This window comes from Nocardia sp. NPDC049220 (assembly GCF_040647855.1).
Classification (GTDB): domain Bacteria; phylum Actinomycetota; class Actinomycetes; order Mycobacteriales; family Mycobacteriaceae; genus Nocardia.
In genome coordinates, this window is record NZ_JBEZDA010000014.1 from 110,386 (window position 1) to 136,573 (window position 26,188).

A 26,188-nucleotide genomic window follows, 5' to 3' on the forward strand; every position below is an offset into this window, starting at 1 on the left:
TGGTCGAGTGGACCAGCCGGTGCCCGGCTGCGCGGCGCGGCGCGGATATGCGTCGAGGGCGTTCGCGCCGGCATCTGGTGGTTCAACTCGATCCTGGGCGGGCAGGACTACCAGCGGTACGTCGACCATCTGCGGCGCACCCATCCAGGGTGCGAGATTCCGACCGAGCGGGAGTACTGGCGGCACCGTCATGCCGAGGCGGACAACAATCCCACGAATCGCTGCTGCTGAGTCCGAACCCGGTGGCACCGACTTCGGTGCGCGCCGTCGCATGTCGAATTGGTAGTTCGAATAATTCCCGAGCGCCGGTTCGTTGTGCGATGTCACGGCGCCTGTGCGAAGGGCGCGCCAGCGCTGGCGACGATGACTGATTTCCGCTAGCACAGGTCGGTCGCAGCTGACATCGTGGTGGGCGTGACCATCACGGCATTGGATTTCGAGCGTTGCTATCGGGCGGTGTCGACCAGAGACTCCCGATTCGACGGGCAATTCTTCACCGCGGTGCGGACCACCGGAATCTATTGCCGCCCTTCCTGTCCGGCCATCACGCCGAAGCGCGTCAACGTCTCGTTCCTGCCGACCGCCGCCGCGGCACAGCAGGCAGGCTACCGGGCCTGCCGGCGCTGCCTGCCGGATGCCGCTCCCGGCTCGCCGCTGTGGAACACCAGGGCGGATCTGGCCGCGCGGGCGATGCGGCTGATCGGCGACGGTGTCATCGAACGCGGTGGGGTACCCGCGCTGGCCGCCACGCTCGGCTATTCACAGCGCCAACTCACCCGCGTGCTGACCACCGAGTTGGGCGCCGGACCATTGGCGCTGGCCCGGGCGCACCGGGCGCACACCGCGCGGCTGCTGATCCAGACCACGGCGATGCCGATGTCGGACATCGCGTTCGCGGCCGGGTTCGCCTCCATCCGCCAGTTCAACGACACGGTTCGCGAAGTATTCGCGGTCAGCCCGACCACGATGCGGACCGAGGTGCGGCGTTCCGGATCCGGCGCTCATCCGGCGCCCCCTGCCACCGGGTCGCTCGCCCTGCGACTGCCCTACCGCGAGCCGTTGGACCGCGCCTGGCTGGAGTGGTTCCTCTGCGCCCACGCCGTACCCGGCCTGGAACTGTGGGAGGACCGCGCGTACACCAGGAACCTGCGCACCCCGCATGGGCACGCCACGACACGCCTCAGCTTCCGACGCGACCATGTGCGCGCCGAATTGTCCCTGCGCGATATGCGCGATCTGGCGCCGACGGTGGCGCGGTTACGACATCTGCTCGATCTGGATGCCGATCCGATCGGCATCGACGAGGCCCTCGGGGCCGGGGCCGCGGCCTCCGACGAACGACTCTCGGACCCGCGCACCGAACAACTACTGGACGCGGGCGCGGGCTCACCACCGAACACCGAGGCGATGCCCGAGGCCGGCAGCTCCGCGCCGCGGCACGTCGCGTTCACGCCGGGCATCCGGGCGCCCGGCTGCCTCGACGGACCCGAACTGCTCCTGCGCACCATGATCGGACAGCAGATCTCGGTGTCCGCCGCCGCGACCCACACCGCCCGGCTCGTCGAGGCACTGGGCGAGCGGGTGGACGGACCGATCCCCCTGCTGTTCCCCACCCCGGCGATGATCGCCGAACGCGGCGCCGAGGTCTTGACCGGCCCGGCCCGACGAGTCCGCGCGATCGTCGCCGCTGCGGAGGCGCTCGCCTCCGGCGAGCTGGCGCTGCACCAGGGTCGCACCGCGGCCGAGTTACGCCACGAACTGCTCGCGGTGGACGGCGTCGGGCCATGGACGGCCGACTACGTCACCATGCGTCTGCTCGCCGACCCTGATGTCCTGCTCAGCACCGACCTGGTCGTCCGCCAGGGCGCGAGCCTGCTCGGCATCGATCTCACCGACACCGCGCGTTGGGCGCCGTGGCGGTCGTATCTGTCCATGCATTTGTGGAAGGCGGCGCTGACCGGCCGCGCCACACCATCGAGAACCGCCGCGCTGGCCGTGGCGAGAAAGGACGTCGAATCATGAACACCACCCGTGTCGACCACCGCACAGTACGCGAGACCACCGTCCCCACCACCGCGGATTTCGCCATCACCGATACCCCGGTCGGTCCCTTCACCACGCTCGTCGACGCGGACGGCGCCGTGCTCGCCGCCGGCTGGACCGCGGACGCGGTGAACCTGCAAGGCCTGATTCATCCCGTGCTGCGTCCCACCACACTGCGCCAGCGGCCTTCGCTCGGCTCGGTGACCAGCGCCGTCATCGCCTACCACGCGGGCGATCTCACGGCGATCGACAGCATTGACGTCCGGCAGCGCTCCGGCGATTTCCTGATGCACGCGTGGGACATGCTGCGTAAGGTCCCCGCGGGCAGCCCCCTCAGCTACACCGAATTCGCCGCCGTCTCCGGACGACCGAACGCCACCCGAGCCGCGGCCAACGCCTGCGCCCGCAACGCCGCCGCGCTCTTCGTGCCCTGCCACCGGATCTTCCGCATCGGCGGGGCACTCGGCGGCTTCCGCTGGGGCCTGCCGATCAAGCGCTGGTTGCTTGATCACGAGGGGTGGCGGGACAGCGAGTCCGTGGCCTCGGCCCTGCGCCGCGGCTGACAGCGCGGACACCACCGAGTGCTGCTACGGCGCGCACTCAGGCAACGGTTGCCTTGACCCGAGAGCCGGTGCGTCCGCGCAGGACATGCAGCCGGCTCGGAATGCGCTGGCGCATCTCGTCCACGTGACTGACCACGCCGACCACCCGGCCACCGGCGCGGAGTTCGTCCAGCACGCCCATCACCGCGTCGAGGGTGTCACCGTCGAGGCCCCCGAAGCCCTCATCGATGAAGAGGGTATCCAGCACGAGCCCGCCCGACTCTGCTGCCACGGTGTCGGCCAGGCCGAGTGCCAGCGACAACGAGGCCATAAAGGTTTCGCCGCCGGAGAGTGTTTTGGCCGGGCGGATGGCGCCGGTGTAGTCGTCACGGATGTCGAGTCCGAGTCCGCCCCGGCGCCCGCGCGGCCCTGCCTTGTCCGAATGGACGAATTCGTAACGGCCGCTGGACATCCTGCGTAACCGCAACGAACCCGCCTGCGCCACCTCTTCCAGCCGGGCGGCCAAGACGTAGGAATGCAGGGACATGCGGCGGTTGTTCGCACCGCGTCCGGCAACCACATCGGCCAGACCGTCCAGCTCCTCGAACGCCTGCCGCGCCGGGGCGATCCGATCGACCGCGGCCCAGAGCTGACTGCCGAGGTCTTCGAGCTGACTCACCCGCTTACTCACGTCGGCGTGGGCGGCGATCGCGGCGTTGAGGCTGGTCTGCGCGGTGGCGACCTGGTCGTCGAGTTCGGTCAGGTCGCCCGGCCGCAGCGCGGCGACCGCCTGGATCTCGGGTTCCGCCAGGACGGCTTCCGCGTGGGCTCTGGCTCGGTCGGCCGCCACGAGATCACCGTCGATCTCCGCCTGCCGCTCGAGGGAACGGGAAGCAACCGCGATGACCTTTGCGTATGCGGTCAGCACCCCGACGCCATCGGGTGGCTCCTCGGTCGCCGAATGATCCGCGGACTTTTCTTTCATGGTCGAGGCAGCGGCGCCGATAGCGGGACCGCGATCGACGCCCTCTTCGTCCTCCGGCACGAAACCCGCCGCACCGGCGAGCTTTTCGACCCGCTCGGCAATCACCGACACCTGTTCGCGCGCGGCTGCCGCGTCCGTGCGGGCATCGCGGTGTGCCGTCGCCGCGGCGACCAGGGCGGCGAGCCGGGCGCGACGCCGGTCGATGGTCTCGTCGGCTCCCGCCGCCTTGCGCAATCGGCCGGTGAGTTCGTCGAAGCGCGCCTGGGCGGAGGCGATGGTGGCGGCGACAGCGCTGTGGCCGGCCTCGGACTCACGCAGTTCGTCGTGCAGGCGGGTCTGCTCGTCACGCAGACGGGTGAGTTCGCTGGTCAGACCCTCAGCGTGCGTGGCGAGTTCGGCTGTGTCCGCGTAACGGTCGGTCGCGGCGCGCACCTCGGCGGCGAGCGCGACGCGGTCGGTATCGCCGCCGCGTGCCACGAGCGCTTCGATCTCGCGCTCGAGTCCGGAGATGCGGGCCAGCGTCCGGTCGCGGATGTCCTCTGCCGCGCGCTCGGCCGCCACGGCGGCCTCTTCCTCCGCCTCGGACACCGCGGTAGTGGTAGGCCGGGCGGGCGCGGGATGGTCGGTTGAACCACAGACCGCGCACGGACTTCCCTCGACCAGTCCGCTGGCCAGCTCGGCGGCCATCCCGGTCAGCCTGCGCTCGCGCAGGTCGAGCACGGCTTCCTTGGCGTCCAGGTGAACCGTGCGGGCGGTGTCGAACTCGACCCTGGCGTGGTCCAGCGCCGTTCGGCGCGCGGCCAGTTCGACGGCCGCCGTCGCCGCGGTGTGCAGACGTTCGGTTGCCGCGGACAGGCCGGGTAGCGCCGCGACCGCTTCGGTCGCCTCGCGCAGCCTTGTTTCCACCGCGGCGACCGCGGCGGGCAGCCGGTCACGCCGCTCGGCGAGTTCCGCGGCGCGGCTGACCAGCGTCGCGGCCTCGGCGCGCAACACGCTGAGTTCGGCACCGAGACGGGTGGCGACGGCGGCATCCGCGCGGACTTCGTCCAGCGCGCCGATCTGCGCGCTCCACAGCCGGATCGCCGCATCGCTGTCCGCACCGATCACGTCAGCACGAACCGTCGTCCCATCGGCGGATCGCATCAGTTCGGCGCCGCCGAGATCGCCGCTTGCCGGCTCCAGCAGCAAAGCAGCCAATCGCTGCGCCGCGCTCCGCTGTTCGCCGTCACGGCGCCGCTGCATCCGGACCGCCGAACGCGCCTCGTCGATCGCTTCCGCGATCGGCTCGGCGCGGCGCGCCAGTTCGAGTTCGGCTTGCCAGGCGGTGCGCCGCTCGGCGTCCGCGGCATAGGCGTCCAACTGTCGACGCGCCGTGACCATGCGGCGCTGCAACTCGTGTACCCGGCGTTGTTGTTCGGCCCGCGCACGGATCAGCGTCGACTCCCGCTGGCAGCGTTCGACTTCCGCGGCGGCGGTGGTGAGATCGGCGCGCGCGGCGCACAGCAGATCCTCCGACCAGCCGACGGCCTCCGCCGATCCGACCGAATCCGCGACTCCAGCCGCCATCCCGACCTGCGTGATCAGTCGCGTGATGCCCTCCGAACGTGCGTCGAGATCGGCATGTGCGGCGCGGCGTTTGTCGGCCAACCACTGCTCCGCGGTACCGAAACGCCGCGTGTCGAAGAGCTTTTCCAGCAGCTTCTCGCGATCTTCGTTCTCCGCCCGCAAGAATCGGGCGAAATCACCCTGTGGCAGCAGCACTACTTGGAAGAACTGATCGGCGCTCATCCCGAGCAAGCGGAGAATCTCCTCGCCGATATCAGGGATCCGGGACAGATTTTCGCCACGGCCGTCCATCCAGGTCAACGTCGCCTTGGCCCGCTCGGTGCGCAGGCCGGTGCCGTCTCGCTTCGGCCGCTCGAACTCCGGCGTGCGGGTCAGACGTAACCGTCGCCCGCTCAGGGTCGCCTCGAGCACAACCAGCGGGGGCGTCTGTTCCGCGGCGTGGTCGGAGTGCAACCGCTTGCTCTCCCCGCGTGCGCCGGGAACCTTGCCGTAGAGAGCGAAGGCGATCGCGTCCAGCACAGTGGTCTTGCCCGCGCCGGTCTGGCCGTGCAGCAGAAACAGTCCATCGGCACCGAGTGCGTCGAAGTCGACAACTGTGGTCTCGGCGAACGGGCCGAACGCGGTCATCTCGAGCTTGTGCAGCCTCATCCCGCCGCCACACCCGGATCCAGCCGGGCGATCACGCGGACAGTTCCTCGGCCGGAGCGGCCACCGCCACCGGATCCCGCTCCGCGACGGCGGCAGCGAGTGCGCGTTCCAGCCACGCCGCCTCGCCCGCACTCGGCTCGCCACGGACATCGGTGAGGAAGCTGTGTGCTACTTCGGTGTCGTGGCGGCCGTGCACCCGTTCACGGTAGCGCAACTCGGGGTTTCCCTCGGGCCGCACCCATTCCACGTGCACCGCGAAGGGGAACCGCTCCCGCAGCTTGCGCATGGCGTCGACCGGGCGGGCGCGGTCGGTGAGCACCGCCGAGACGTAATGCTGTTCGGCGGGGTTGTGCCCCGTGTCGGTCAGCAATTCGTCAAGGGTGCCGGTGAGTGTGCTCAATCCCCGGACCAGCGGCAGATCCCGGCGTCGGACCGAGTGCAATCCGGCCCCGTCCAACTCGACGATCCAGACCGCCTTACGGTGTGAACTCTCGGCGAACGAATACGGCAGCGGCGAGCCACAGTAGCGCACCGACTCCGACAGGGTCTGCGGCGAATGCAAGTGACCGAGCGCCACGTAGTCGATGCCCGCGAAGGCAGCCAGCGGAACGGTCTCCACGCCACCGACCGAGATAGACCGTTCCGACCCGGTGGCCTGCGCGCCGACCACAAATGCGTGCGCGAGCACCACTGTCCGCACGCTGTCGCGCCCCGCCAGGTCCACGCGGATCCGCCCCATCGCCGCTGCCAGGATCTCGGCATGCGAACGCGCCTGCGGTACACCGAGTTCGGCGCGGGTGATCTCCGGCTCCAAGTACGGGATGCCGTAGAACGCCACCACCCCGTGCTCGTCCGCGAGCAACACAGGTCGGTTGGCCTCGGCAATGGTGGTGCGCAGATGCAACCCGCCCGCCGCGGCGAAACTCGCGCCGGACCCGAGCCGCGTGGGCGAATCGTGGTTGCCCGACGTGGCGATGATCTGTGCCCCGGCCGCTCGGATGGCCTCGAAACCCCGGTTGCACACAGCGATCGCGTCAGCGCTGGGAATGGACCGGTCGTACACATCCCCCGGCAGCACGACGACGTCGATCGACTCCTCGGCGACCAGTTCCGCGATGGCGGCCAGTGAACGGGCCTGGTCGGCAAGCAGATCCACACCGTGGAACGTGCGCCCGATGTGCCAGTCCGAGGTGTGCAGCATTCGCATGCCGCGAAACCGTAGGCCAACCCACCGACAGACTCCAAGTGCCGCGCCTACTGTGCCGAATCCACGGGACCGCGGCACGGCGTGTCCCTTCGTCCGCGGCCGCGTGTCCGGGCCGGCGGGCTCGGCAGCTGGGTGGCTGGGTGGTGATGAATCGCCGCACACACCTTGGCTTCCCGGATGCCGGATTCCGACCGGTTCGGGATGCCGCACGATCGACAGATATCCCGAGCGCTCGGCAAGTCGCTGGCAGCGCGGGTCGCCGACGCGATGCCGATCAGTTGCTCGGTCCTCGTTCTTGTCGGTGCGGTGCGGCACTATCTGCGCTATGACCGCACCGATGCTCGTCGCACTGATGCTGGTATTCGCAGCGGGGGCCGGCCTCGGCTGGCTTGGCCATACTGCGCGCTCCGGGCATCGCGCCACGGCGGCGGAGGCGAGACTCGCGGCGGCCACCGGCAACGAGGTGCTGCTGCGACGGTCGCTGGACGCGGCCAACGAGGATGCCGCGCGCAGGCATTCACACGCCATCGGCGCCATGGTGGAACCGTTGCGCGAGGCCGTCGGCACGCTGAATCAGCACATCCAGCAGGTCGAGCAGCATCGCATCGCCGCGTATTCGAGTCTGCGGGAACAAGTCGCGGGCATGCAGCGCACCTCGCACCAGCTCACCAGCCAGACCGGTCAGTTGGTCGCGGCCCTGCGCGCGCCACAGGTGCGCGGGCGTTGGGGCGAGATCCAGCTGGAGCGGGTGGTCGAACTGGCCGGGATGACCAGGCACTGTGATTTCGACACGCAGGTGAGCAGGGCGGCCCGCAGCGAAGGTGACCGTGCGGTGCGCCCGGATCTCGTCGTCCATCTCGCGGGCGGTCGGCACATCGTGGTAGACGCCAAGGTTCCGTTCACCGCTTACCTGGACGCCAGCACGACGGACGATCCTGACGTTCGGGCCGGACTGTTCACCAGACATGCCAAACATCTGCGCACCCATGTCGACCAGCTGTCCGACAAAGGGTATTGGGCGGCGTTCGATCCGGCCCCGGAATTCGTGGTGCTGTTCGTGCCCGGCGATCCGTTCCTGGACGCCGCGCTGACCACCGACTCGACGCTGCTGGAGTACGCGTTCGGCCGGAACCTCATCCTCGCGACACCCACCACCCTGATCGCGCTGCTGCGCACGATCGCGTTCGGCTGGCGGCAGGAGGCGCTGTCCAGGGACATGGCGACGGTGCAGCACCTCGGGCGGGAGCTCTATCAACGGCTGGGCATGACGGGCAAGCACCTGGACCGACTCGGCAGGCAGCTCGGCAAAGCCGTGGATGCGTTCAACTACACCGTCGCCTCCGTCGAGTCGCGCGTGCTGGTCACCGCACGCAAACTGCACGACCTGGAAATAGCTGAACAGGAGGTGTCTGCCATCCAGCGGCTGGATGCCCGGCCGCGTGTCGTCGGCTTCGCCGACGTCGGCGAGTAGCGGGCAATGGCCGTGCCGTCACGCCGCCGAACGCGGCGACGGTTAGTGTGCATAATGTGGCTGCTTCCCAACGTGTGCGATCCCGGGTGCCCGCGCCGCAACGCTCGATCCTGCCGTCGGTGCCGGGAATCCCGGTTGGCGCGGCGGTGCTGATCGCGGTTGCCTGCACGTTTCTGGGATTTCTGATCGATGCAAGCGGCGGCGGCGCCGAGTTGACCGGCACGTTCGCCGCGCTGTACATCGTCGGGTGTGTGGCGGCCGTATCCGCCGTGCGCTACCGCGGATTGTTCAGCACGATGGTGTTGCCGCCGCTGCTGCTGTTCGTTGCCGTGCCCCTGGCCTACCAGCAGCTCACCGCGGGCGGCTCGACCTCGATCAAGGACATCCTGCTGAACCTGGCGATCCCGCTGGTGAACCGATTCCCGACCATGATGTTGGCCACCGTCGTCGTCCTGCTGATCGCCGGCGGTCGAATCATGATGCATCGCCGCGAGGAGGCCGAAGGCCGGCCACCGACATCGCGCCGCGGCGAAAGCTCGCGCAGGTCCGCCGCCAAACGCACCAGGCCCGGTCGCCCTTCCGGCCCGCCGACGGACTCAGCGCGCCGCCAGTCACGCCGCCCGCTGGATGAAGCCGACGAGCACGGGTCCAGCACGGACTCTCCTCGCCCGGCCCGCCGCCAAGGGGCACAGATCGCCGACGCTCCCCCCCGCGTCACGCCGTCGCGCCCGCGCGAAGGCCGCACTCCCGCCCGGGGCATCTCCCGTCCGACGGCGGCTATGCCTCGTACCGAGGGCGAACCGCCACGTACCGGCCCCCGCCCGACGGCGGCCGTACCTCGCGCCGAGGGCGAACCCTCACGCGGGGGCCCGCGCCGCCGCGATGTGCCCCCGCATCCCCAGCCCAACGTGCGCTACCGCGAACGGGATTCGAGTCGCACCGAACGACGCAGGCCGGAAACCCCGTAACTGTCGACGTATGACGATGCCGCACGCTCGCAAGCCGAGCGGCGCTATCGTATGTCGGCGCAAGTCAGGTGCCCGCTCGACCGCCGCGGGTTTCTGGTAGCGGCACCGCACGGTCCGCGGCTACCGGGTTCGCGCGCTGTCAGCGGTATCGAGCAATAGCGGCAGCAGGAGTTCGACCGGTCGTTCCGATGAGCTCAACCGTACGTCGACAGCCTCGACCGGTCGGGAAGGGGACCGGACCCCCCGCGTCGACGGAGCCGCACAAGTGCCCGCAGGCGCGGCGGATCCAGTCAGTTGCGCGTGGTGCGCAGTTCTCGGGGCAGCGCGAAGACGAGCGTCTCGTTCGCAGTGGTGACCGGCTGAACGTCGCCATAACCGTGCTCGGCCAACATGTCCAGGACGCCGCGGACCAGGATGTCGGGGACCGACGCACCCGAGGTGACGCCGATCGTGCGCGCACCGTCGAGCCAGGCCGGGTCGACCTCACGGGCGAAGTCCACCAGGTGCGCCGCCCGCGCTCCCGCGTTGAGCGCGACCTCGACCAGGCGCACCGAGTTGGAGGAATTGCGGGAGCCGACCACGATCACCAGATCGCACTCCGGCGCCATCGCCTTCACCGCGACCTGACGGTTCTGCGTGGCATAGCAGATATCGTCGCTCGGCGGATCTTGCAGACCTGGGAATCGCTCCCGCAGCCGTTTCACCGTCTCCATCGTCTCGTCCACGCTCAGCGTGGTTTGCGAGAGCCAGATCACCTTCGATTCGTCGCGCACGCTGACCTTGTCGACCGAGTCGGGGCCGTCGACCAATTGCACATGCTCGGGCGCCTCACCGGCGGTACCCTCGACCTCCTCATGGCCCTCGTGGCCGATCAGCAGAATGTCGTAGTCATCGCGGGCGAACCGCTTCGCTTCCTGGTGCACCTTCGTCACCAGCGGGCAGGTCGCATCGATGGTGTGCAGGTTGCGGGCGGCGGCGGATTCGTGCACCGCGGGCGAAACGCCATGCGCGGAGAACACGACCACCGCCCCCTCGGGCACCTCGTCGGTTTCGTCGACGAAGATGACACCGCGTTCGCGCAATGTCTCCACCACGTGTCGGTTGTGCACGATCTCTTTGCGCACATAGATCGGTGCGCCGTGCTTCTCCAGCGACTTCTCGACGGTCTCGACCGCACGGTCGACACCGGCGCAGTACCCGCGTGGCTCGGCGAGCAGCACTCGCTTACCGCCGTCAGCATCGGCGTTTCCGGTGCCCGCCGAGCGAGCGATTCCGACGTTCAAGGGAATAGCCGAAGACATGCCCACAGGATACGTGCGGCACTGGATCCCGCCACTTGTGGGAGTCTTCCGCCGCAACCCCCGGTCATGCGACCACCGATCATCTCGGCGCGGGGCCGTGAGCTGACGCGAGAAAACGTCGCGAGCAAGCGGTACGGTGCAGCGGGCGCACGCCCACGACACGCACCGTGGCCTGCGTTTACTGTCCGCCTATGCCTGCTTCACCGCGTAATGTCGGCCGCCTCACCACCAGCCTGACCGGACGAAAATCCGAACCACACCCACCTCTCCTTTGCATAACACACCATTTCGGGCAGGCTAGGACCATGCCTCGACCACCGTTCCTGGCCCGGGTCGCCGCCGGTGCCGCCGTATACGCCCTGGAGGAAACCCGCCGTCTCCCCACGGCGGCAATGAATTTCCCGATCACGGCGATCAGTCAGATGCTGCAGACCACGATGCACGTCCAGCAATTCGTGACCAGCCTGGCGCTGAAGGGCGACGCGGTTTTCGAACGCCTGTCCCACGGCCCGGAGGAGCAGCCGGAGTGGGCCACCTTCGACGAGGACTCGGCCGACGAGCCGAGCCCGGCAGCCACCCGCAGCAGCCGTTTCGATCTGTACACCGCTGACCAGCCCGAATCGACCCCGTTCGACACGCGCCAATCCTTCCCCGCGCACACCTCGGCGCGCGCCACCGAAACCAACGGCCATACCGCTTCGGAAGCGCCTGACGCCGAGCCGGAAACCCTTGCGCCGGCGACCGAACCGGAATCCGGACCAGAGCCCGCCGCCGCCGCACCCGAGATCGCGGAACCGGAAGTCGCAACCCGATACGGCTACCCCACCATGAGCCTGGCCCAACTGCGTGCCCGACTGCGCATGCTGACCGTCGAGGACCTCACCGCCCTGCTGGAATACGAGCAACAGACCCGCGCCAGGGCCGCGTTCGTCACGATGCTGACGAATCGGATCGCCACTATGCGGGCGCAGTGACATCGGCGGTTGACCCGGCTGGCTCCGGTCGACCCCCGCGCCATATACGTCAGCGCAGGACCTCCGGGTATACCTGACCACATGAAACAGGACGGCTCCCCTGCTGTGGGTGGAATGGCGCAGACCAATTCCGCGGAGCAGCCCTGGCCGGTGCGGTCGGTGGCCATCAAGGTCGCCCAGTGGATCGATCGACTCGGCCACATTTGGGTCGAGGGGCAGATCACCCAGATCAATCTGCGCCCTGGCACCCGCACCGCGTTCCTGGTGTTGCGTGATCCCTCGGCCGACATGTCGCTGTCGGTGACCTGCGACCCGGACCTCATCCGCAACGCGACCGTCCCACTGCGGGAGGGCAGCCGGGTGGTCGTCTATGGCAAACTCTCCTTCTTCACCGGCCGCGGCACGATCTCCTTGCGCGTCCTCGAGATTCGACCCGTCGGTATCGGCGAACTGCTGGCCCGCGTCGAGCGGCTGAAGGCACTGTTGGCCGCCGAGGGCCTGTTCGATCCCCGGCTCAAGCGCGCGATCCCGTTCCTGCCCGCGACCATCGGTCTGATCACCGGCCGGGCGAGCGCCGCCGAGCGCGATATCCTTACTATCGCTCGAAATCGTTGGCCCGCAGTGCGTTTCGAGATCCGCAATACCGCGGTACAGGGTCCGACCGCGGTGCCGCAGATGTTGACCGCACTGGCCGAACTCGATCGCGACCCCACTGTCGAGGTGATCCTGCTCGCGCGTGGCGGCGGCAGCGTCGAGGACCTACTGCCGTTCTCCGACGAGGCGTTGTGCCGCGCCATTGTGGCGGCGAACACGCCGATAGTGAGCGCGATCGGCCACGAACCCGACAATCCACTCACCGACTTCGTGGCCGATCTGCGCGCGGCCACCCCGACCGATGCCGCCAAACGCGTCGTCCCGGACGCCGCCGCCGAACTGACAGGGGTCCGTGACCTGCGCGCCCGCACCGCCGCCGCGCTGCGCGGCTGGGTGGACCGCGAAACCAGGACGCTGGCCCAGCTGCGATCACGTCCCGCACTGGCCGACCCGCTTCGCGAACTCGATCGCCGCCACGAGGACATCGAGCGGCTGCGCACCTCGGCGCGCCGCTGCGCCGAGCAATTCATCCACACCGAGTCCACGGCGGCCAGACATCTGCGCGAGAAACTCACCGCGGTCGGGCCGGCCGCGACGCTGGCCCGTGGCTACGCTGTCGTTCAGCGTGTCACCGGCCATGAGCGGCATGTGGTGCGCACGATCGAGGACGGGCCCGCGGGCAGCCAACTGCGCATCCGGGTCACCGACGGCGCCATCACGGCCGCCGCGCTGGGCGCCGAGGCCCTCGGCGGCGAGCACACCGACACAGGGAGGAACTGATCGTGGCCGAGCGCGGCAAGTCCACGGGTGCACACCAGACCGGAGCAGATCCGGCCACCGAACTGGCCGAAATCGCGGACTTCGGTTATGAACGCGCCCGCGACGAACTGGTCGGTGTCGTGAAGATCCTCGAACAAGGTGGCCTGGACCTGGACGAATCGCTCGCCCTGTGGGAGCGCGGCGAGGCGCTGGCGAGCCGCTGCGAAGAACATCTCGCCGGCGCGCGCCAGCGGGTGGAGGACGCCCTGCACCGCACCGACCTGGAAGAGCCGCAATGACCATTCGCCGCGCCACTCCGGACATCCGCACCACCGACCTGACCGCCAGCCGCGACTTCTACCGACTACTCGGCTTCCACGAGGCGATGGACCTGGGCTGGGTCGTGACCATGGCGTCGCCGTCCCACCCCACCGCCCAAGTCCTGCTGGTCGGCCCGGATGCCGAGTCGCTCCAACCCGACATGAGCGTGGAGGTCGACGACGTCGACGCCGTGCACGAAGCGATGACCAGCGCGGGCGTCGACATCGTCTACCCGCTGCGCGACGAGCCGTGGGGAGTACGTCGCTTCTTCGTTCGCGATCCCAGCGGAACCCTCGTCAATGTGGTGAGTCACCGCACCGGCGAATCCGTCGATTCCGACGGCGCGGGCACTACCGCGATCCCGGCCCCGCGCAATGACCAGCGCCACTGAGCGTGCCGACTTACGGCAAACGATGCGACGACATAGCACCGCTCGCTGGGCCGACCCGGGTCACGACCGGCTGATCAGCGCGAAAGTGGCTGCGCTGCGGTAACCGCCTGAGCGAGGGTGGTGAACGCCGCATGGTTGCCCGCACCGGTGATCAGCACTCGGGACAGACCGAGATTCGCGATCCACACGGTCTCCGAGCCCTGCTCCGCGTACACGGTCCAGGCCTGCTCGCCGACCCGTTCGGTGCCGCTGGCATACCGGTAGCCGAGCACGAACCTGGCCAGCGCCTCCTCGGTCGCATTGGTCTGCGAGAACCGCAAATACGTGCCCTGCGGAGTGAGGTAGCCGACGGTGCTCACCGGTCCGCCGCCGGTGCCGCCGATGGACTCGCGGCTGCCGGAGTTCGACGACCATCCAGCGGGCAAGTCCGGATTGCGGATCGGGAACGGCATCGAGCGCGCATCCATGGTGAGAGCCGCTTTCACATCGAAAAGCGGAATCTGCCCCGGGGTCGGACCGTTGGCTGCAAAACTGCACTGACTGGCCAGACCGGCGAAAACCACGGCGATCACCACCAACGGGATCAGCGACCAGAACAGATCCCGGTAGTCGTTCAGAATGCGTGGCTTTTGGTACGACACGCTCCCAGTATCCACTCGCGGGACAACACTCCCCCGCGCACCCCGATCGCCGGAACAGGGGTGTACGACCGTGCCAGATCGAATGAGACAATCGACCGGTACGTACCGACGCACAGGAGGCACCCCGCAATGACGGCATCTTCCCCGACATCTAGCCGCCGCGAGGCGCCCGACCGCAACCTCGCACTCGAGCTGGTCCGCGTGACCGAAGCCGGAGCGATGGCCGCGGGTCGCTGGGTCGGCCGCGGCGACAAAGAAGGGGGCGATGGTGCCGCCGTCGACGCGATGCGACAGCTGGTCAGCTCGGTATCCATGCGCGGCATCGTCGTCATCGGCGAAGGCGAAAAAGACGAGGCGCCGATGCTGTACAACGGCGAAGCCGTCGGCGACGGCACCGGCCCCGACGTGGACTTCGCGGTAGATCCGATCGACGGCACCACGCTGATGTCCAAGGGTGTACCCGGCGCGATCTCCGTGCTCGCGGTCGCCGAGCGCGGCGCGATGTTCGACCCGTCGGCGGTGTTCTATATGCGCAAAATCGCCGTCGGACCGGACGCGGCGGACGTGATCGATATCGCGGCACCGATCGGCGAGAACATCAGGCGGGTCGCCAAAGCCAAGAACTCCGCGAAATCCGACCTGACCGTCTGCATCCTGGACCGTCCCCGGCACGCCGAATTGATCCAGCAGGTCCGTGACGCTGGCGCCCGCATCCGCCTGATCTCCGACGGCGATGTCGCGGGCGCGATCGCCGCGGCCCGCCCGGACTCCGGCACCGACATCCTGGTCGGCATCGGCGGCACGCCCGAGGGCATCATCGCCGCCGCCGCGATGCGCTGCATGGGCGGCGAACTACAAGGCATGCTGGCACCCACGGATGACGACGAACGACAGAAAGCCATCGACGCCGGCCACGACCTCGACCGCGTGCTGACCACCGAAGACTTGGTCGCCGGTGAAAACGTCTTCTTCTGCGCCACCGGCGTCACCGACGGCGACCTGCTGCGCGGCGTGCGCTACTACGGCGGCGGCGCGTCCACCCATTCGATCGTCATGCGCTCGAAGTCCGGCACGGTCCGCATGATCGACGCGTACCACCGGCTGACCAAACTGCGCGAATACTCGTCCGTCGACTTCATCGGGGACGAGGACGCGGTACCGCCGCTGCCGTAATTTGGCTGTGTTTGGCAGCGCCTGCGGCGCTGCGGGTTCGCGGCCCCTGTGTGGTTCGCGTCCGAGCGACCACCGGTTGCGACTTCGTCGCGGGCGCGTCGGCCGCTCGGCCACGAGCCGGGCCGCGAACGGGCAATGCTCGGTCTCGCTTCGCCCGGAAGGGGGAGTTCGGCCGAGGTGTTGCGCCGGAGGGGATTCGTCCGGACGGGGATGACTGGTCTCGCTGACACGAAGATAGTGGTGACGACGTGCGGGGCCGATCCGTCGTTGTTGTGGTGGTGGGGGATGGGGTCGCGGGTAGTCAGGTGGTGCCGGCGAGAGATTGCAGGTCGATGTGGTCGCTGGTGGACCGGATGGTGCCCTCCGGCGGCATGCTTCGCTGCGGGCTCACCGGCGACACCGAGACCTCGCGGTCGACCGAAACGCACACCGCATCACCCGCCACAACCACCGACCACAACCCGCAGCCACGGTCGTACTGCGTAGTTCTGTTGGGAAGACTCTGGTTCAGCAGGTCGCCCTTTCGGGTGTTGGCGGAACGGGGCTTCGACCGAAGTACTGCCGCCGACTTGTCGTGGTAGCCGGCCAACCCCGTCGTCGCGCCGCCATCGCCCAGCTTCCGAAGCGGCCTCGGATCACCGCATTGGTCCGGTTCGAGAAATCCTCGGGCGAGCGTTTCGTGCCGCCCGGCATCGACCGGCTCGTTCGACGCCTCGCCCACGTCGCGCCTGAGTCACGCCGCCGAGTTTCAGCCCACACACACCGCCCCGACCAAGCGTCCGGCCTGACGCGATATCGCGCCGCTGTCCTGATAGGAGCGCTAGTTGCTCGGCGAACTTTCCTTGTTATTCCCGGTTGCGGGGTGGGGGCGGTGTGCGAATGTCCTCAGGGCTTGGTCTCCCCACGGCGGGCACCAGCGGCATAGGGTCGGAATATGACCGAGCAGACGCAGTACCGCATCGAGCACGACACCATGGGCGAGGTTCGGGTTCCGGTGGATGCTCTGTGGCGGGCGCAGACCCAGCGGGCGGTGCAGAACTTTCCGATCAGTGGACGTGGCTTGGAGCGCGCGCAGATCCGTGCGCTCGGCCTACTGAAGGCGGCGTGCGCGAAGGTCAATCGCGACTTGGACCTACTCGATCCGGCGAAGGCCGACGCCATCATTGCCGCGGCGAACGAGATCGCCGAAGGCAAGCACGACGACCAGTTTCCGATCGATGTCTTCCAAACCGGTTCGGGCACCAGTTCGAACATGAACGCCAACGAGGTGATCGCCTCACTCGCCAACGCGAACGGCGTCACCGTGCACCCGAATGACGATGTGAACATGTCACAGTCGTCGAACGACACCTTTCCCACCGCAACACATCTCGCGGCCACCGAAGCGGTCATCACCGATCTGGTCCCCGCGTTGGAGCACCTCCGGCTCGCATTGCTGGACAAGACGACCGAGTGGCGGACGGTCGTGAAGTCCGGCCGCACCCACCTGATGGACGCGGTGCCGGTGACGCTCGGCCAGGAGTTCGGCGGCTATACCCGACAAATCGCGGCAAGCATCGATCGCATCATGGCGACGCTACCGCGCCTCGGCGAACTGCCGATCGGCGGCACCGCGGTCGGTACCGGCCTGAACGCACCGGAGGGTTTCGGCGCGATGGTCGTCGCGGAACTGGTGCGCGCCACCGGCATAGACGCGCTGCGCGAGGCCGAGGACCACTTCGAGGCGCAGGCCGCTCGGGATGGCCTGGTCGAGGCCTCCGGCGCGCTGCGCACGATCGCGGTGAGCCTCACGAAGATCGCCAACGATATCCGCTGGATGGGCTCGGGTCCGCTGACGGGGCTGGCCGAACTCCGGCTGCCCGATCTACAACCGGGTAGTTCCATCATGCCGGGCAAGGTGAACCCTGTTCTCCCCGAGGCGGTTACCCAGGTCGCGGCGCAGGTGATCGGCAATGACGCGGCCGTCGCGTTCGGCGGCGCGAACGGCGCCTTCGAGTTGAACGTCTATATCCCGGTAATGGCCCGCAACCTGCTCGAGTCGATTCGCCTGCTGGCGAACGTCTCTCGGTTGTTCGCCGACAAATGCGTCCGCGGCCTGGTCGCCAATGTCGAGCACCTGCGTACTTTGGCCGAATCCTCCCCGTCTATCGTCACTCCGTTGAACTCGGCGATCGGCTACGAGGAGGCAGCCGCCGTCGCCAAGGAAGCACTCGCGCAGAAGAAGACCATCCGCCAGACGGTGATCGACCGCGGCCTACTGGACGAGAAGCTCACCGAGGAAGAGCTCGACCGCCGCCTCGACGTGCTCTCGATGGCCAACGTGAAAGACGGACGGTAAGCACTCCCGGCGCCGGCACGACCGCCACGTTGGAACCCCTCGTCTTTCCAACGTGGCGGTCGAACTTCTTCGTCCCGTCGCATGCTGGGGATGCCGGTTAATCGCGTGCGGCCGAAGGGCGTTACACCGCCACACCGGCCGGTGAACGCCGCACGGGGTGCCGAAACACCGAACGCCACCCGGAGCGATGCTCGATTGCCGGGTGGCGTTCGAATGTCGTGCAGTTCAGCGAAATCCGAGTCGAGCGACGACTCGCTGGGGATCACCTTCGGAACCGCGCCGCGACAACACTCGTGATCCCAAGACGGTCGCGTCAGCCGCGCAGGTGCGTGAGCTCGTCGCGTGCCTTCTCGCCTTCGGCGCCGAAGTCGCTGCGTGTGAAGATATTCCAGCGCTTCAGCAGCGGCGTGAAGACCAGTTCACCTTCCTTGGCACGGTCGTAGAGACCGGCCTCGGCGAGCACCTCGTCGCTACTGCGGCCGGCCGGCAGTGTCACCGTAGGGACGTGGAAATCGGCGACACGGTCGGCGATGGCGCGCATGGTCTGGTCCGGCGCCAGATCGAGGCCGGCGGCGACCATGTTCGCGAAGAACACCGACTGCAGTTCGTCGTCCACTGCAATGCGGTCGGCGATGGCGGTGACCATAGGGTTCTCCCCGAGTGCGGCGATGTTGCGGTGCCGGATCGCGCTGGCGGCCTCCTCGAATGCGCAGGTCGCCAGTACGTCGAGCAGGTGCATCGCCGGGCGGCGGAAGCCCTTGGTCATGTGATCCATCCGCAGCCGCTCCAGTTCGATCGGATCGACCGACCTGGTGACCATGAGGTAATTGCGAATCATGATCTCGTGCCGGTTCTCCTCGGCCGTCCAGCGGCCGACCCAGCGCCACCAGGCACCGGTGCGCAGGTACTTGCCGATCTCGCGGTGATACGAAGGCAGATTGTCGGCGATCAGCACGCAGACGGTCAACGCCAGCTTCGCGTCAGCGCTGAGTTCGGACTGTTCGGGCTCCCAATCGGTGCCGCCGAGGAACGCGAAGTTGCGCCCATCGTCCCACGGCACGAATTCGTGCGGCTGCCATTCCTCGGCGGCCTCGACGTGCTTACGCAGATTCAGTTCTACGTCCACCGCGAGTGATTCGAGCAGTTCGCGATCGGTCAAGAGTGTTTGCACCAAGACAACCTAGCGGCTGGGCCCGCGAAGCGGGAGCTGTGGACAGGACCTGGCAGGCGATCCGGGAGCGCAGGGCGGCCCGGACGCCTCAGACCGAACTACTTCGGCGTAACCGTAATATTACCGTTCACCCAGGTGATCGTTCCGCCGGTGAAATCGCTCTGCTTGCCACCCGGAATGTCCTTCTCGTCGCTGGTCGGATAGCCGAGTTTGCCGTTGGCGCCACCGTTGTCCTCCCACGCCTCGCGAATCGCGCCCCACACGATGTGTGGTTCGCCCTCCTTGGGCGCGTAGATCGTGCCACCGACGAAGTCCTGGTAGTTTCCGTCGGCAGGCCCGTCCTCCGCCTCTTCCAGCGGAGCACCGAGCAGGCCGGCCGGGCCACCGCTGGCCACATACTTCTTGTAGATGTCACCTGACACCGTGATCTCGCCATCCGCGGCGGCGATCTTGGTCTCCTCCGCGGCGCCCGACGAGTGCTCGTCGGTATGGGTCGCGCGGGCCGAGGTGGTCATGGCCGCGCCGGGCGAGGTGGTCATAGCCGAGGTGTTCATCGCCGCGGAGACCGAGCTGAGCGCTCCTGCGGTGGAGGCGCTGCCATCTTTCTTGTCATCGCCGCATCCGGCGAGGACAAGACCGGCCGCGGTGACCAATGCGGCGAAACCAGCTGTTCGTCGAGCGAAGTGGTGCATGTCCATCCTCTCGAAATCGGCTACCACTTCGCCACGGGCTCCGTGACATCGCGCGTAGCCTGGCCGATGCTCGGCAATGGCCCGGCGAATCGACGAGCGAAACACCGGGCCATACCGAACAGCTATCACGGCGGATACTACCCGCCGCTTGTGAGGTGAAACACACCGCAGGGCATCGCGGCCCTATCAGGCGTTGGGACCGTATTCCTCCAACATCTCGGTAACCAGCGCCGCGATCGGCGAGCGTTCACTACGGGTCAACGTGATGTGGGCGAACAGCGGATGCCCCTTGAGCTTCTCGATCACCGCCGCCACCCCGTCGTGCCTGCCGACACGCAGGTTGTCACGCTGCGCGACGTCATGGGTGAGCACCACCCGTGACCCGGTGCCGAGTCGACTGAGCACGGTGAGCAGGACGTTGCGCTCCAGCGACTGGGCCTCGTCCACGATGACGAACGAATCGTGCAGCGATCGGCCGCGAATGTGGGTGAGCGGCAGCACCTCGAGCATGTCGCGGCTGAGCACCTCCTCCATCACCTCGCGACTGGCCAGTCCATCCAGGGTGTCGAAGACCGCCTGCGCCCATGGGCCCATCTTCTCGCTCTCGGTGCCGGGCAGGTAGCCCAGCTCTTGGCCACCGACCGCGTATAGCGGACGGAAGACCACCACCTTGCGCTGCGTGCGTCGCTCCAACACCGCCTCCAGGCCCGCGGTCAGCGCGAGCGCGGACTTACCCGTGCCCGCCCGGCCGCCGAGCGAGACGATGCCGACGCTCTCGTCCAGCAGGAGGTCCAGCGCGATGCGCTGCTCGGCGGACCGACCGTGCAGCCCGAACGCCTCACGCTCCCGGACCAGTTGCACACGTTTGTCCGGCGTGACCCGGCCGAGTGCACTGGAACTGGTGCCGAGTAACCGAATACCGGTGTGGCAGGGCAGTTCTCGCGCGGCGTCGAGGTCGATCGCCGACTCGGCGTAGAGCTGATCGATCTGCGCCGAGCTGACGTCCAACTCCACCATGCCGGGCCAGCCGGAGGTGACGACGTCCTGCGCGTGATACTCGTCAGCATGCAAACCCACCGCACTGGCCTTGACCCGTAGCGGAATATCCTTGGACACCAGCACCACATCGCGGCCCTCGGCCGCGAGGTTGAGCGCACAGGCAAGGATGCGGGCGTCATTGGTGTCGGTGCGGAACCCGACCGGGAGGACCGCTGGATCGGTGTGGTTCAGTTCCACCTGCAGTGTTCCGCCCTCGGTGCCGATCGGCACCTGCTGATCCAGCCTGCCGTACTGCAGGCGCAGATCATCCAGGTTGCGCAGGGCCTCCCGTGCGAACCAGCCAAGTTCGTGGTGGTTGCGTTTGCCTTCGAGTTCGCTGATGACCACCAGCGGTAACACCACATCGTGTTCGCCGAACCTGGTGAACGACCAGGGATCCGACAGCAAGACCGAGGTGTCGATGACGAAGACTTTGCCGAGTAAATGCGAGGGGCGGGCCCCCTTCCCAGCGGCTCCGCCTTTCGCGGAGCGGGATTGCGCCGAGGGAGCGGAAACGGAGCGTGCAGCAGTCACGGTGGGCTCCTATGTGCTCGTGCCGCACTCGCACGAGCGATCTCTCTGGACCGGTCCGTCCTGATGGACCCGACGTTGCCGTCAGATGCCACGAGGGCCGGGTGCCGGCCCCCTCGTACTGAGTAACTCAGCCACGGTCAGGACCTCCCGTACGAGCCACACCGCCGCGGCCCGCACATTCGACGCTACCTGCGAACCCCGCCTTCGCGCTCAGAGACAGCGCGGCAGGTTCATGAATTTGTCGTAAACCAGCGCTGCGCGAACGCTCAGCGCAGGAGCCCGAGCAGCACCGGCACATGACTATTCTCTGGATCCTTTACGGCAGTAAGCAAGGTAACTGCATGTTCGTCGGCCAAAGTGCGCAGTTCCAACAAATCTTTCTGCACCTCCGGGGCTGCGAGTTCGGCTCGATAACGGCGGACGAATTCGGCGCGGTGCGCGTCCGGGTCGGCATGAAACCAGCGACGCAGTTCGGTCGACGGAGTGAGCGCCTTGGGCCATCGATCGATTCGCGCTTGCTGTTTGGTGAGCCCCCGCGGCCAGAGCCGGTCGATCAGCACGCGGGTGCCGTCGTCCGGATCGGGCGTTTCATAGACGCGTTTCACCTGGAAACCGGGCGGCAGTTCAAGGGTCATAACGGTCATCGCAACACGGCCTCGGCGCTGCGACGGGTAGCGCCACGCGGTCGCTGCCACCCGGTCAGACGGATAGAGTCGCTGGTATGGCGGGTAACGAGGATTTGCAGAAGCTGTCGTCGAAGGAATTGCACGACCGAGCGGTGAAGCTGGCCGTGCGCCGCGGGGACGTGAAGTTCCTGTGGCGGTTGCTCACCTCGATTCCGGCCGCGGAGGCCGCTGCGGGCAATATCGGCGAGAGCGAGGCGGACATCAAATATGTGCTGCCGATGATCGACGATTACTTCCACGCGGGCGACGGCGCGATCGCCGAGGTGCTGCGGCCGTTCTATCTGGAGTACCTGGCCGGGCGTTCCTGAGCCGGTTCAGCCCCGGGTTACGGCGCGCCAGAGACCGACGATAGTACCGCGCACGACGTTCTCCCAACTGAAGTGGTCGTGCCACAAGATGATTCGGCCCTCGCGCAGTTCGAAGGTACCGGCCACCCAGAACCCGATGCGCAGCGGACCGAAGCGTAGGTGGTCGGTGCGGTCGGTGAGCACGATCTCGCCGTCGGCGGCGATGTGGTGCAAGTCGACGCCGAACCCGATCCAGTCTCTGTTCAGGCCGCGTAGCACCCCACCGACCCGCCGGATGCCTCGCACATCAGGCAGCGAGGTGTTTTTCCAGACGATGTCCGGGTGCAGCAGGTCGACCGCCTCCGCGAGCGCGTCCATCTCCAGCGCGGCGACGAACTCCCGCACCGTGGTGATCGAGTCCTGTTTCAGGTCGAGTTCGTCGGTCATGGTCCGAGCGTAGGCCGAGGCGTTCTGGCACGGGAAGCGATGAGGACGGCCAACCCGTCGAGGATGCGCCCAATGCCGAATCTCAGCGCCCCCTCACCACCCACCACCGCGCCTTCCTCGGCGAACGCCGCCGCCGCTGCCGGATAGCGCTCCGCCGCGACGGTCACCATGGCGGCGAACTGTTCGGCGATCTGCTGCTCGAACGCCTCGGCACCCGCCCCCCGGACCTGCTGCACCAAACTGCGCGCGTGCCCGGTCAGCAGAACGATGGTGTCCAGGCGTTCGGCGGTGGTCAACCCGGTTTCGGCAAGCGCATCGAGCGCGCACTCCATCCAGGCCATCTCGGCCGGGCCGATCGGCCGTACCCCGACCGACACCTCCAACGACCAGGGATGGGCACGGAAACGCTCGTAGAGTGTCTCGCACCACAGGGCCAGTTGGCCGCGCCACCCCGCTTCGAGGGCAGCGCTGCCGGTCACGGTCCGCTCCGGCGGCATGCCCAACGCGGTGTCCAGCATCAGTGCGATCAGTTCGGCCTTGCCCGGCACGTAGCGGTAGAGCGACATCTTCGTGAAACCGAGCCGCTCGGCCAGCCGCTGCATGGACAGGTTGGACAGCCCGTCGGAATCGGCGAGCGCGATGGCTTCGGCGACGATCCCCTCCAGCGACAGTGCGGGTTTCGGCCCGCGCTTGGGTCGCGGCTGGATACCCCAGAGCAATTCGACGGTGGTCGGTGTCGGCATGACCGGATCCTTCCGGAAAATGGCTTGACGTAAAACTGTGTCTACCATACGCTTATCTGTGTCCATAGGACACAGAGTCCTGTAGACGCAGATTTTCGACCACAAGGAGCCGCCATGCGCACCACCGTCCTCATTTCCGGCGCCAGCATCGCCGGCCCCGCCCTGGCCTATTGGCTGCACCGCTACGGCTTCGCCGTCACCGTCGTCGAGCGCGCCCCGGCACTGCGCCCCGGCGGCCAAGCCGTCGACTTCAAGGGCGCCACCCATCGCACTGTCCTGGAGCGGATGGGAATCCTGGACGAGATCGAGCAGCGCAGGACCGGTACCACCGACACAGTCCTCGTCGACGCCGACGGCAAGCAGGTCGCCACCATCTCCGGCGATTTCACCGGCGGCGATGTGGAGATCCTGCGCGGCGACCTGTCCCAGATCATGTACAACCGGACCGCAGCGCACTGTGAATACTTGTTCGGCGACTCGATCAGCGCGCTCACCGAAACCGGCGACGGGGTGTACGTCGAGTTCGAACGCGGACCGGCGCGCACCTTCGACCTGGTCTTCGGCGCCGACGGCATCCACTCACGGGTACGCGGACTGGCGTTCGGTCCGGAAAGGGACTTCGTGACGCACCTCGGGTACTACTACTGCGTCGCGGGCGCGAGCCCATGGAGCGAAGGCGGTTCGCGTGCACGGGCGATCGCGTACGGCCACAACACTCCCGGCAAGATCGCGATCAGTGGCGGCCCGAAGGCGCAGCAACTGTACCTGTTCGCCTCCCCTGAACTCGACTACCGCCGCGACGACAACGCCGCCCAGCGGCGCGTCGTCGAGCAGGTCTACGCCGACGTCGCCTGGGAGGTTCCCCGAATGCTCGGCGAGATGGCCGACTTCGACGACTTCTACCTGGATTCGATCAGCAAAGTGCGGATGCAGGGCGGCTATGTCAAGGGTCGGATCGCGCTGGTCGGCGACTCCGCGTACGGAAACACGCTGGGCGGCTTCGGCACCGGACTCGCCGTGGTCGGCGCGTACGTCATCGCGGGCGAATTGGCCGTCGCCGACGGTGATCACACGGTCGCTTTCACCCGCTACAACGAGATCATGCAGCGCTACGCCAAGATCGCGGGAAGCAGCAACGCGGGCCGCTTCCTCGCGCCGAAGACCGCGCTCGGCATCAGGATGCGCGACTGGTTCCTCGACTCCTGGCTGTTCACGCTGATGCTGAACTACAGCGACAACGCCGCCAACGACATCGACCTGCGGGACTATCCGACGCTGGTGGGCGCGAAGGACGTCGGCTGAGCCCGGGGTGGCGAGGGTGAATTACCGAGCGCGCGTCAGCTCAGCAGGCGCCAGTCCTCCAGGCCGTTGTACAGCGGGACATCGCTGGCCAGCTTGCTCACCCGGGCACGCAGCGCCTCCACGTCGGAGGCGCCCGCCAGCGCGGTCGCGATGATGTCGGCGACCTCGGCGAACTCGGCGTCGCCGAAGCCACGCGTGGCCAACGCCGCGGTGCCGATCCGCAGACCGGAGGTGACCATCGGCGGGCGAGGGTCGAAGGGAACGGCGTTGCGGTTGACCGTGATCCCGATTTCGTGCAGCAGGTCTTCGCCCTGTTGACCATCGAGTTCGGAGTTGCGCAGATCGACGAGGACCAGGTGCACGTCGGTACCGCCGGTGAGCACGCTGATGCCCCTGTCCTTGACGTCGGCGGCGGTGAGGCGCTCGGCGAGAATCTTCGCGCCGGAGAGGGTGCGCTCTTGGCGGTCGCGGAACTCCTCGGTCGCGGCGATCTTGAAAGCGACGGCCTTGGCGGCGATCGCGTGCATGAGCGGCCCGCCCTGCTGGCCGGGGAACACCGCACTGTTGATCTTCTTGGCGTACTCCTGCTTCGCCAGGATCAGGCCGGAGCGCGGACCGCCGAGGGTCTTGTGCACGGTCGAAGACACCACGTCGGCATACGGGACCGGCGAGGGGTGCAGTCCGGCCGCGACCAAACCGGCGAAGTGCGCCATGTCCACCCACAGGTAGGCGCCGACCTCGTCGGCGATCGAGCGGAACGCCGCGAAGTCCTGATGACGCGGGTAGGCCGACCAGCCCGCCACGATCACCTTCGGGCGCGCGTCGCGGGCGATGGTGCGTACCTCGTCCATGTCGACACGGTGGTCTTCTTTGTTGACCCCGTAGGAGTGCACTTCGTAGAGCTTGCCGGAGAAGTTCAGGCGCATGCCGTGCGTGAGGTGGCCACCGTGCGCGAGGTCCAGACCGAGCAACTTGTCGCCCGGATCCATCAACGACATCAACACGGCGGCGTTCGCCTGCGCACCGGAATGCGGTTGCACGTTGGCGAAATCCGCGCCGAACAGCTCCTTGGCCCGGTCGCGCGCCAGGGTCTCGACCACGTCGACATGCTCGCAACCGCCGTAGTACCGCCGCCCCGGGTAGCCCTCCGCGTACTTGTTGGTCAGCACGCTGCCCTGCGCCTGCAACACGGCACGCGGCACGAAGTTCTCGGAAGCGATCATCTCGAGGGTGTCGCGTTCGCGGGCGAGTTCGCCGGCCATCGCGGCAGCGACTTCCGGGTCGAGCTCACCGAGAGACTGGGAATTGACAGAGGCGGTCGTCTGCGTCACGCGGTCAGTCTATGGGCCGAAGGACGACTCCTCGA

Annotated in this window: 25 protein-coding genes; 13 read left to right on the forward strand and 12 right to left on the reverse strand. The window is 67.7% G+C overall.

The genetic code is table 11. The features are described from left to right. The first annotated feature begins 45 nt into the window (after positions 1-45). The 3 genes from AB0C34_RS24990 to AB0C34_RS25000 all read left to right on the forward strand — a co-directional run bounded on the left by AB0C34_RS24990 (position 46) and on the right by AB0C34_RS25000 (position 2,606). On the forward strand, positions 46-231 hold the full coding sequence (locus AB0C34_RS24990) for a YbdD/YjiX family protein (protein WP_357077671.1): 186 nt from the start codon (positions 46-48) through the stop codon (positions 229-231). A 174-nt stretch (positions 232-405) separates the two neighbouring features. Next, positions 406-2,022, forward strand: coding sequence for an Ada metal-binding domain-containing protein (locus AB0C34_RS24995; RefSeq protein ID WP_357077534.1), 1,617 nt, complete (start codon positions 406-408; stop codon positions 2,020-2,022). Continuing rightward, positions 2,019-2,606: a methylated-DNA--[protein]-cysteine S-methyltransferase gene (locus tag AB0C34_RS25000; RefSeq protein WP_357077537.1), complete on the forward strand. Its 588-nt coding sequence runs from the start codon at positions 2,019-2,021 to the stop codon at positions 2,604-2,606. The genes AB0C34_RS24995 and AB0C34_RS25000 overlap by 4 nt, the downstream gene beginning before the upstream one ends. A gap of 37 nt (positions 2,607-2,643) precedes the next feature. On the opposite strand, the gene AB0C34_RS25005 is transcribed toward AB0C34_RS25000, so the two are convergent. Further along, on the reverse strand, positions 2,644-5,784 hold the full coding sequence (locus tag AB0C34_RS25005) for an AAA family ATPase (protein ID WP_357077540.1): 3,141 nt from the start codon (positions 5,782-5,784) through the stop codon (positions 2,644-2,646). Between the two features lie 31 nt (positions 5,785-5,815). After that, positions 5,816-6,991 carry an exonuclease SbcCD subunit D gene (locus AB0C34_RS25010; protein ID WP_357077543.1) on the reverse strand — a complete coding sequence of 392 codons (1,176 nt, stop codon included), beginning with the start codon at positions 6,989-6,991 and terminating at the stop codon, positions 5,816-5,818. A gap of 325 nt (positions 6,992-7,316) precedes the next feature. Between AB0C34_RS25010 and AB0C34_RS25015 the strand changes: the two genes are divergently transcribed. Together AB0C34_RS25015 and AB0C34_RS25020 are read left to right on the forward strand one after the other, a co-directional pair. After that, positions 7,317-8,462, forward strand: a complete 1,146-nt coding sequence (locus AB0C34_RS25015; RefSeq protein ID WP_357077546.1) for a DNA recombination protein RmuC — start codon at positions 7,317-7,319, stop codon at positions 8,460-8,462. Positions 8,463-8,518: 56 nt separating this feature from the next. Beyond that, positions 8,519-9,430 carry a DUF6542 domain-containing protein gene (locus AB0C34_RS25020; RefSeq protein WP_357077549.1) on the forward strand — a complete coding sequence of 304 codons (912 nt, stop codon included), beginning with the start codon at positions 8,519-8,521 and terminating at the stop codon, positions 9,428-9,430. 290 nt (positions 9,431-9,720) lie between these two features. Here the strand turns inward: AB0C34_RS25020 and AB0C34_RS25025 are convergent, their stop codons facing one another. Further along, positions 9,721-10,731 (reverse strand): 4-hydroxy-3-methylbut-2-enyl diphosphate reductase, encoded by a 1,011-nt coding sequence (locus AB0C34_RS25025; RefSeq protein WP_357077552.1) that lies wholly within the window; start codon positions 10,729-10,731, stop codon positions 9,721-9,723. A 305-nt stretch (positions 10,732-11,036) separates the two neighbouring features. On the opposite strand from AB0C34_RS25025, the gene AB0C34_RS25030 reads away from it, so the two are divergent. The 4 genes from AB0C34_RS25030 to AB0C34_RS25045 all read left to right on the forward strand — a co-directional run bounded on the left by AB0C34_RS25030 (position 11,037) and on the right by AB0C34_RS25045 (position 13,770). After that, complete coding sequence (locus tag AB0C34_RS25030; RefSeq protein ID WP_357077555.1) at positions 11,037-11,705, forward strand: lipid droplet-associated protein; 669 nt, start codon at positions 11,037-11,039, stop codon at positions 11,703-11,705. Positions 11,706-11,786: 81 nt separating this feature from the next. Beyond that, positions 11,787-13,079, forward strand: a complete 1,293-nt coding sequence (gene xseA / locus AB0C34_RS25035; protein WP_357077558.1) for an exodeoxyribonuclease VII large subunit — start codon at positions 11,787-11,789, stop codon at positions 13,077-13,079. Positions 13,080-13,141: 62 nt separating this feature from the next. Then, positions 13,142-13,357 carry an exodeoxyribonuclease VII small subunit gene (locus AB0C34_RS25040; RefSeq protein WP_357077674.1) on the forward strand — a complete coding sequence of 72 codons (216 nt, stop codon included), beginning with the start codon at positions 13,142-13,144 and terminating at the stop codon, positions 13,355-13,357. Next, entirely contained in the window at positions 13,354-13,770 is a 417-nt protein-coding gene (locus AB0C34_RS25045; RefSeq protein ID WP_357077561.1) for a VOC family protein, read from the forward strand. The genes AB0C34_RS25040 and AB0C34_RS25045 overlap by 4 nt, the downstream gene beginning before the upstream one ends. 74 nt (positions 13,771-13,844) lie before the next feature. Here the strand turns inward: AB0C34_RS25045 and AB0C34_RS25050 are convergent, their stop codons facing one another. After that, positions 13,845-14,411, reverse strand: a complete 567-nt coding sequence (locus tag AB0C34_RS25050; RefSeq protein WP_357077564.1) for a DUF4245 domain-containing protein — start codon at positions 14,409-14,411, stop codon at positions 13,845-13,847. 129 nt (positions 14,412-14,540) lie between these two features. On the opposite strand from AB0C34_RS25050, the gene glpX reads away from it, so the two are divergent. Continuing rightward, complete coding sequence (glpX, locus tag AB0C34_RS25055) at positions 14,541-15,584, forward strand: class II fructose-bisphosphatase (protein WP_357077567.1); 1,044 nt, start codon at positions 14,541-14,543, stop codon at positions 15,582-15,584. Between the two features lie 301 nt (positions 15,585-15,885). Here glpX and AB0C34_RS25060 read toward each other — a convergent pair whose 3' ends face one another. Further along, positions 15,886-16,305 (reverse strand): hypothetical protein, encoded by a 420-nt coding sequence (locus tag AB0C34_RS25060; RefSeq protein WP_357077570.1) that lies wholly within the window; start codon positions 16,303-16,305, stop codon positions 15,886-15,888. A gap of 213 nt (positions 16,306-16,518) precedes the next feature. Between AB0C34_RS25060 and AB0C34_RS25065 the strand changes: the two genes are divergently transcribed. Next, positions 16,519-17,922 (forward strand): class II fumarate hydratase, encoded by a 1,404-nt coding sequence (locus AB0C34_RS25065; protein WP_357077573.1) that lies wholly within the window; start codon positions 16,519-16,521, stop codon positions 17,920-17,922. Between the two features lie 313 nt (positions 17,923-18,235). Here AB0C34_RS25065 and AB0C34_RS25070 read toward each other — a convergent pair whose 3' ends face one another. The 4 genes from AB0C34_RS25070 to AB0C34_RS25085 form a co-directional block, all read right to left on the reverse strand. Further along, positions 18,236-19,093 carry an acyl-ACP desaturase gene (locus AB0C34_RS25070; RefSeq protein ID WP_357077576.1) on the reverse strand — a complete coding sequence of 286 codons (858 nt, stop codon included), beginning with the start codon at positions 19,091-19,093 and terminating at the stop codon, positions 18,236-18,238. 98 nt (positions 19,094-19,191) lie between these two features. Further along, entirely contained in the window at positions 19,192-19,785 is a 594-nt protein-coding gene (locus AB0C34_RS25075) for an esterase (RefSeq protein WP_357077579.1), read from the reverse strand. A 186-nt stretch (positions 19,786-19,971) separates the two neighbouring features. Continuing rightward, the gene (locus tag AB0C34_RS25080; protein WP_357077582.1) at positions 19,972-21,357 is read right to left on the reverse strand and encodes a PhoH family protein; all 1,386 of its coding nucleotides are present in this window, start codon (positions 21,355-21,357) and stop codon (positions 19,972-19,974) included. A 266-nt stretch (positions 21,358-21,623) separates the two neighbouring features. Continuing rightward, positions 21,624-21,992: a DUF488 family protein gene (locus tag AB0C34_RS25085; protein ID WP_357077584.1), complete on the reverse strand. Its 369-nt coding sequence runs from the start codon at positions 21,990-21,992 to the stop codon at positions 21,624-21,626. Positions 21,993-22,078: 86 nt separating this feature from the next. Here AB0C34_RS25085 and AB0C34_RS25090 point away from each other — a divergent pair, with 86 nt between their 5' ends. Then, positions 22,079-22,351 (forward strand): hypothetical protein, encoded by a 273-nt coding sequence (locus tag AB0C34_RS25090; protein ID WP_357077587.1) that lies wholly within the window; start codon positions 22,079-22,081, stop codon positions 22,349-22,351. 6 nt (positions 22,352-22,357) lie between these two features. Here AB0C34_RS25090 and AB0C34_RS25095 read toward each other — a convergent pair whose 3' ends face one another. Both AB0C34_RS25095 and AB0C34_RS25100 read right to left on the reverse strand, forming a co-directional pair. Continuing rightward, positions 22,358-22,777, reverse strand: coding sequence for a limonene-1,2-epoxide hydrolase family protein (locus AB0C34_RS25095; RefSeq protein WP_357077589.1), 420 nt, complete (start codon positions 22,775-22,777; stop codon positions 22,358-22,360). Next, positions 22,774-23,520: a TetR/AcrR family transcriptional regulator gene (locus AB0C34_RS25100; protein ID WP_357077592.1), complete on the reverse strand. Its 747-nt coding sequence runs from the start codon at positions 23,518-23,520 to the stop codon at positions 22,774-22,776. The genes AB0C34_RS25095 and AB0C34_RS25100 overlap by 4 nt, the downstream gene beginning before the upstream one ends. 114 nt (positions 23,521-23,634) lie before the next feature. Here AB0C34_RS25100 and AB0C34_RS25105 point away from each other — a divergent pair, with 114 nt between their 5' ends. Further along, a complete protein-coding gene (locus AB0C34_RS25105; protein WP_357077594.1) occupies positions 23,635-24,822 on the forward strand; it encodes an FAD-dependent monooxygenase in 1,188 nt (395 codons plus the stop codon). Between the two features lie 35 nt (positions 24,823-24,857). Here the strand turns inward: AB0C34_RS25105 and glyA are convergent, their stop codons facing one another. Beyond that, entirely contained in the window at positions 24,858-26,153 is a 1,296-nt protein-coding gene (glyA, locus tag AB0C34_RS25110) for a serine hydroxymethyltransferase (protein ID WP_357077597.1), read from the reverse strand. Between the last annotated feature and the right edge of the window lie 35 nt (positions 26,154-26,188).

Coding starts and splice junctions, on each gene's coding strand:
- AB0C34_RS25045 (WP_357077561.1), top strand. CDS start 13,354: ATGACCATTCGCCGCGCCACTCCGGACATCCGCACCACCGACCTGACC.
- AB0C34_RS25005 (WP_357077540.1), bottom strand. CDS start 5,784: ATGAGGCTGCACAAGCTCGAGATGACCGCGTTCGGCCCGTTCGCCGAG.
- AB0C34_RS25105 (WP_357077594.1), top strand. CDS start 23,635: ATGCGCACCACCGTCCTCATTTCCGGCGCCAGCATCGCCGGCCCCGCC.
- AB0C34_RS25090 (WP_357077587.1), top strand. CDS start 22,079: ATGGCGGGTAACGAGGATTTGCAGAAGCTGTCGTCGAAGGAATTGCAC.
- AB0C34_RS25010 (WP_357077543.1), bottom strand. CDS start 6,991: ATGCGAATGCTGCACACCTCGGACTGGCACATCGGGCGCACGTTCCAC.
- AB0C34_RS25095 (WP_357077589.1), bottom strand. CDS start 22,777: ATGACCGACGAACTCGACCTGAAACAGGACTCGATCACCACGGTGCGG.
- AB0C34_RS25030 (WP_357077555.1), top strand. CDS start 11,037: ATGCCTCGACCACCGTTCCTGGCCCGGGTCGCCGCCGGTGCCGCCGTA.
- AB0C34_RS25085 (WP_357077584.1), bottom strand. CDS start 21,992: ATGACCCTTGAACTGCCGCCCGGTTTCCAGGTGAAACGCGTCTATGAA.
- xseA (WP_357077558.1), top strand. CDS start 11,787: ATGAAACAGGACGGCTCCCCTGCTGTGGGTGGAATGGCGCAGACCAAT.
- glpX (WP_357077567.1), top strand. CDS start 14,541: ATGACGGCATCTTCCCCGACATCTAGCCGCCGCGAGGCGCCCGACCGC.
- AB0C34_RS25015 (WP_357077546.1), top strand. CDS start 7,317: ATGACCGCACCGATGCTCGTCGCACTGATGCTGGTATTCGCAGCGGGG.
- AB0C34_RS25025 (WP_357077552.1), bottom strand. CDS start 10,731: ATGTCTTCGGCTATTCCCTTGAACGTCGGAATCGCTCGCTCGGCGGGC.
- AB0C34_RS25100 (WP_357077592.1), bottom strand. CDS start 23,520: ATGCCGACACCGACCACCGTCGAATTGCTCTGGGGTATCCAGCCGCGA.
- AB0C34_RS25000 (WP_357077537.1), top strand. CDS start 2,019: ATGAACACCACCCGTGTCGACCACCGCACAGTACGCGAGACCACCGTC.
- AB0C34_RS25065 (WP_357077573.1), top strand. CDS start 16,519: ATGACCGAGCAGACGCAGTACCGCATCGAGCACGACACCATGGGCGAG.
- AB0C34_RS25075 (WP_357077579.1), bottom strand. CDS start 19,785: ATGCACCACTTCGCTCGACGAACAGCTGGTTTCGCCGCATTGGTCACC.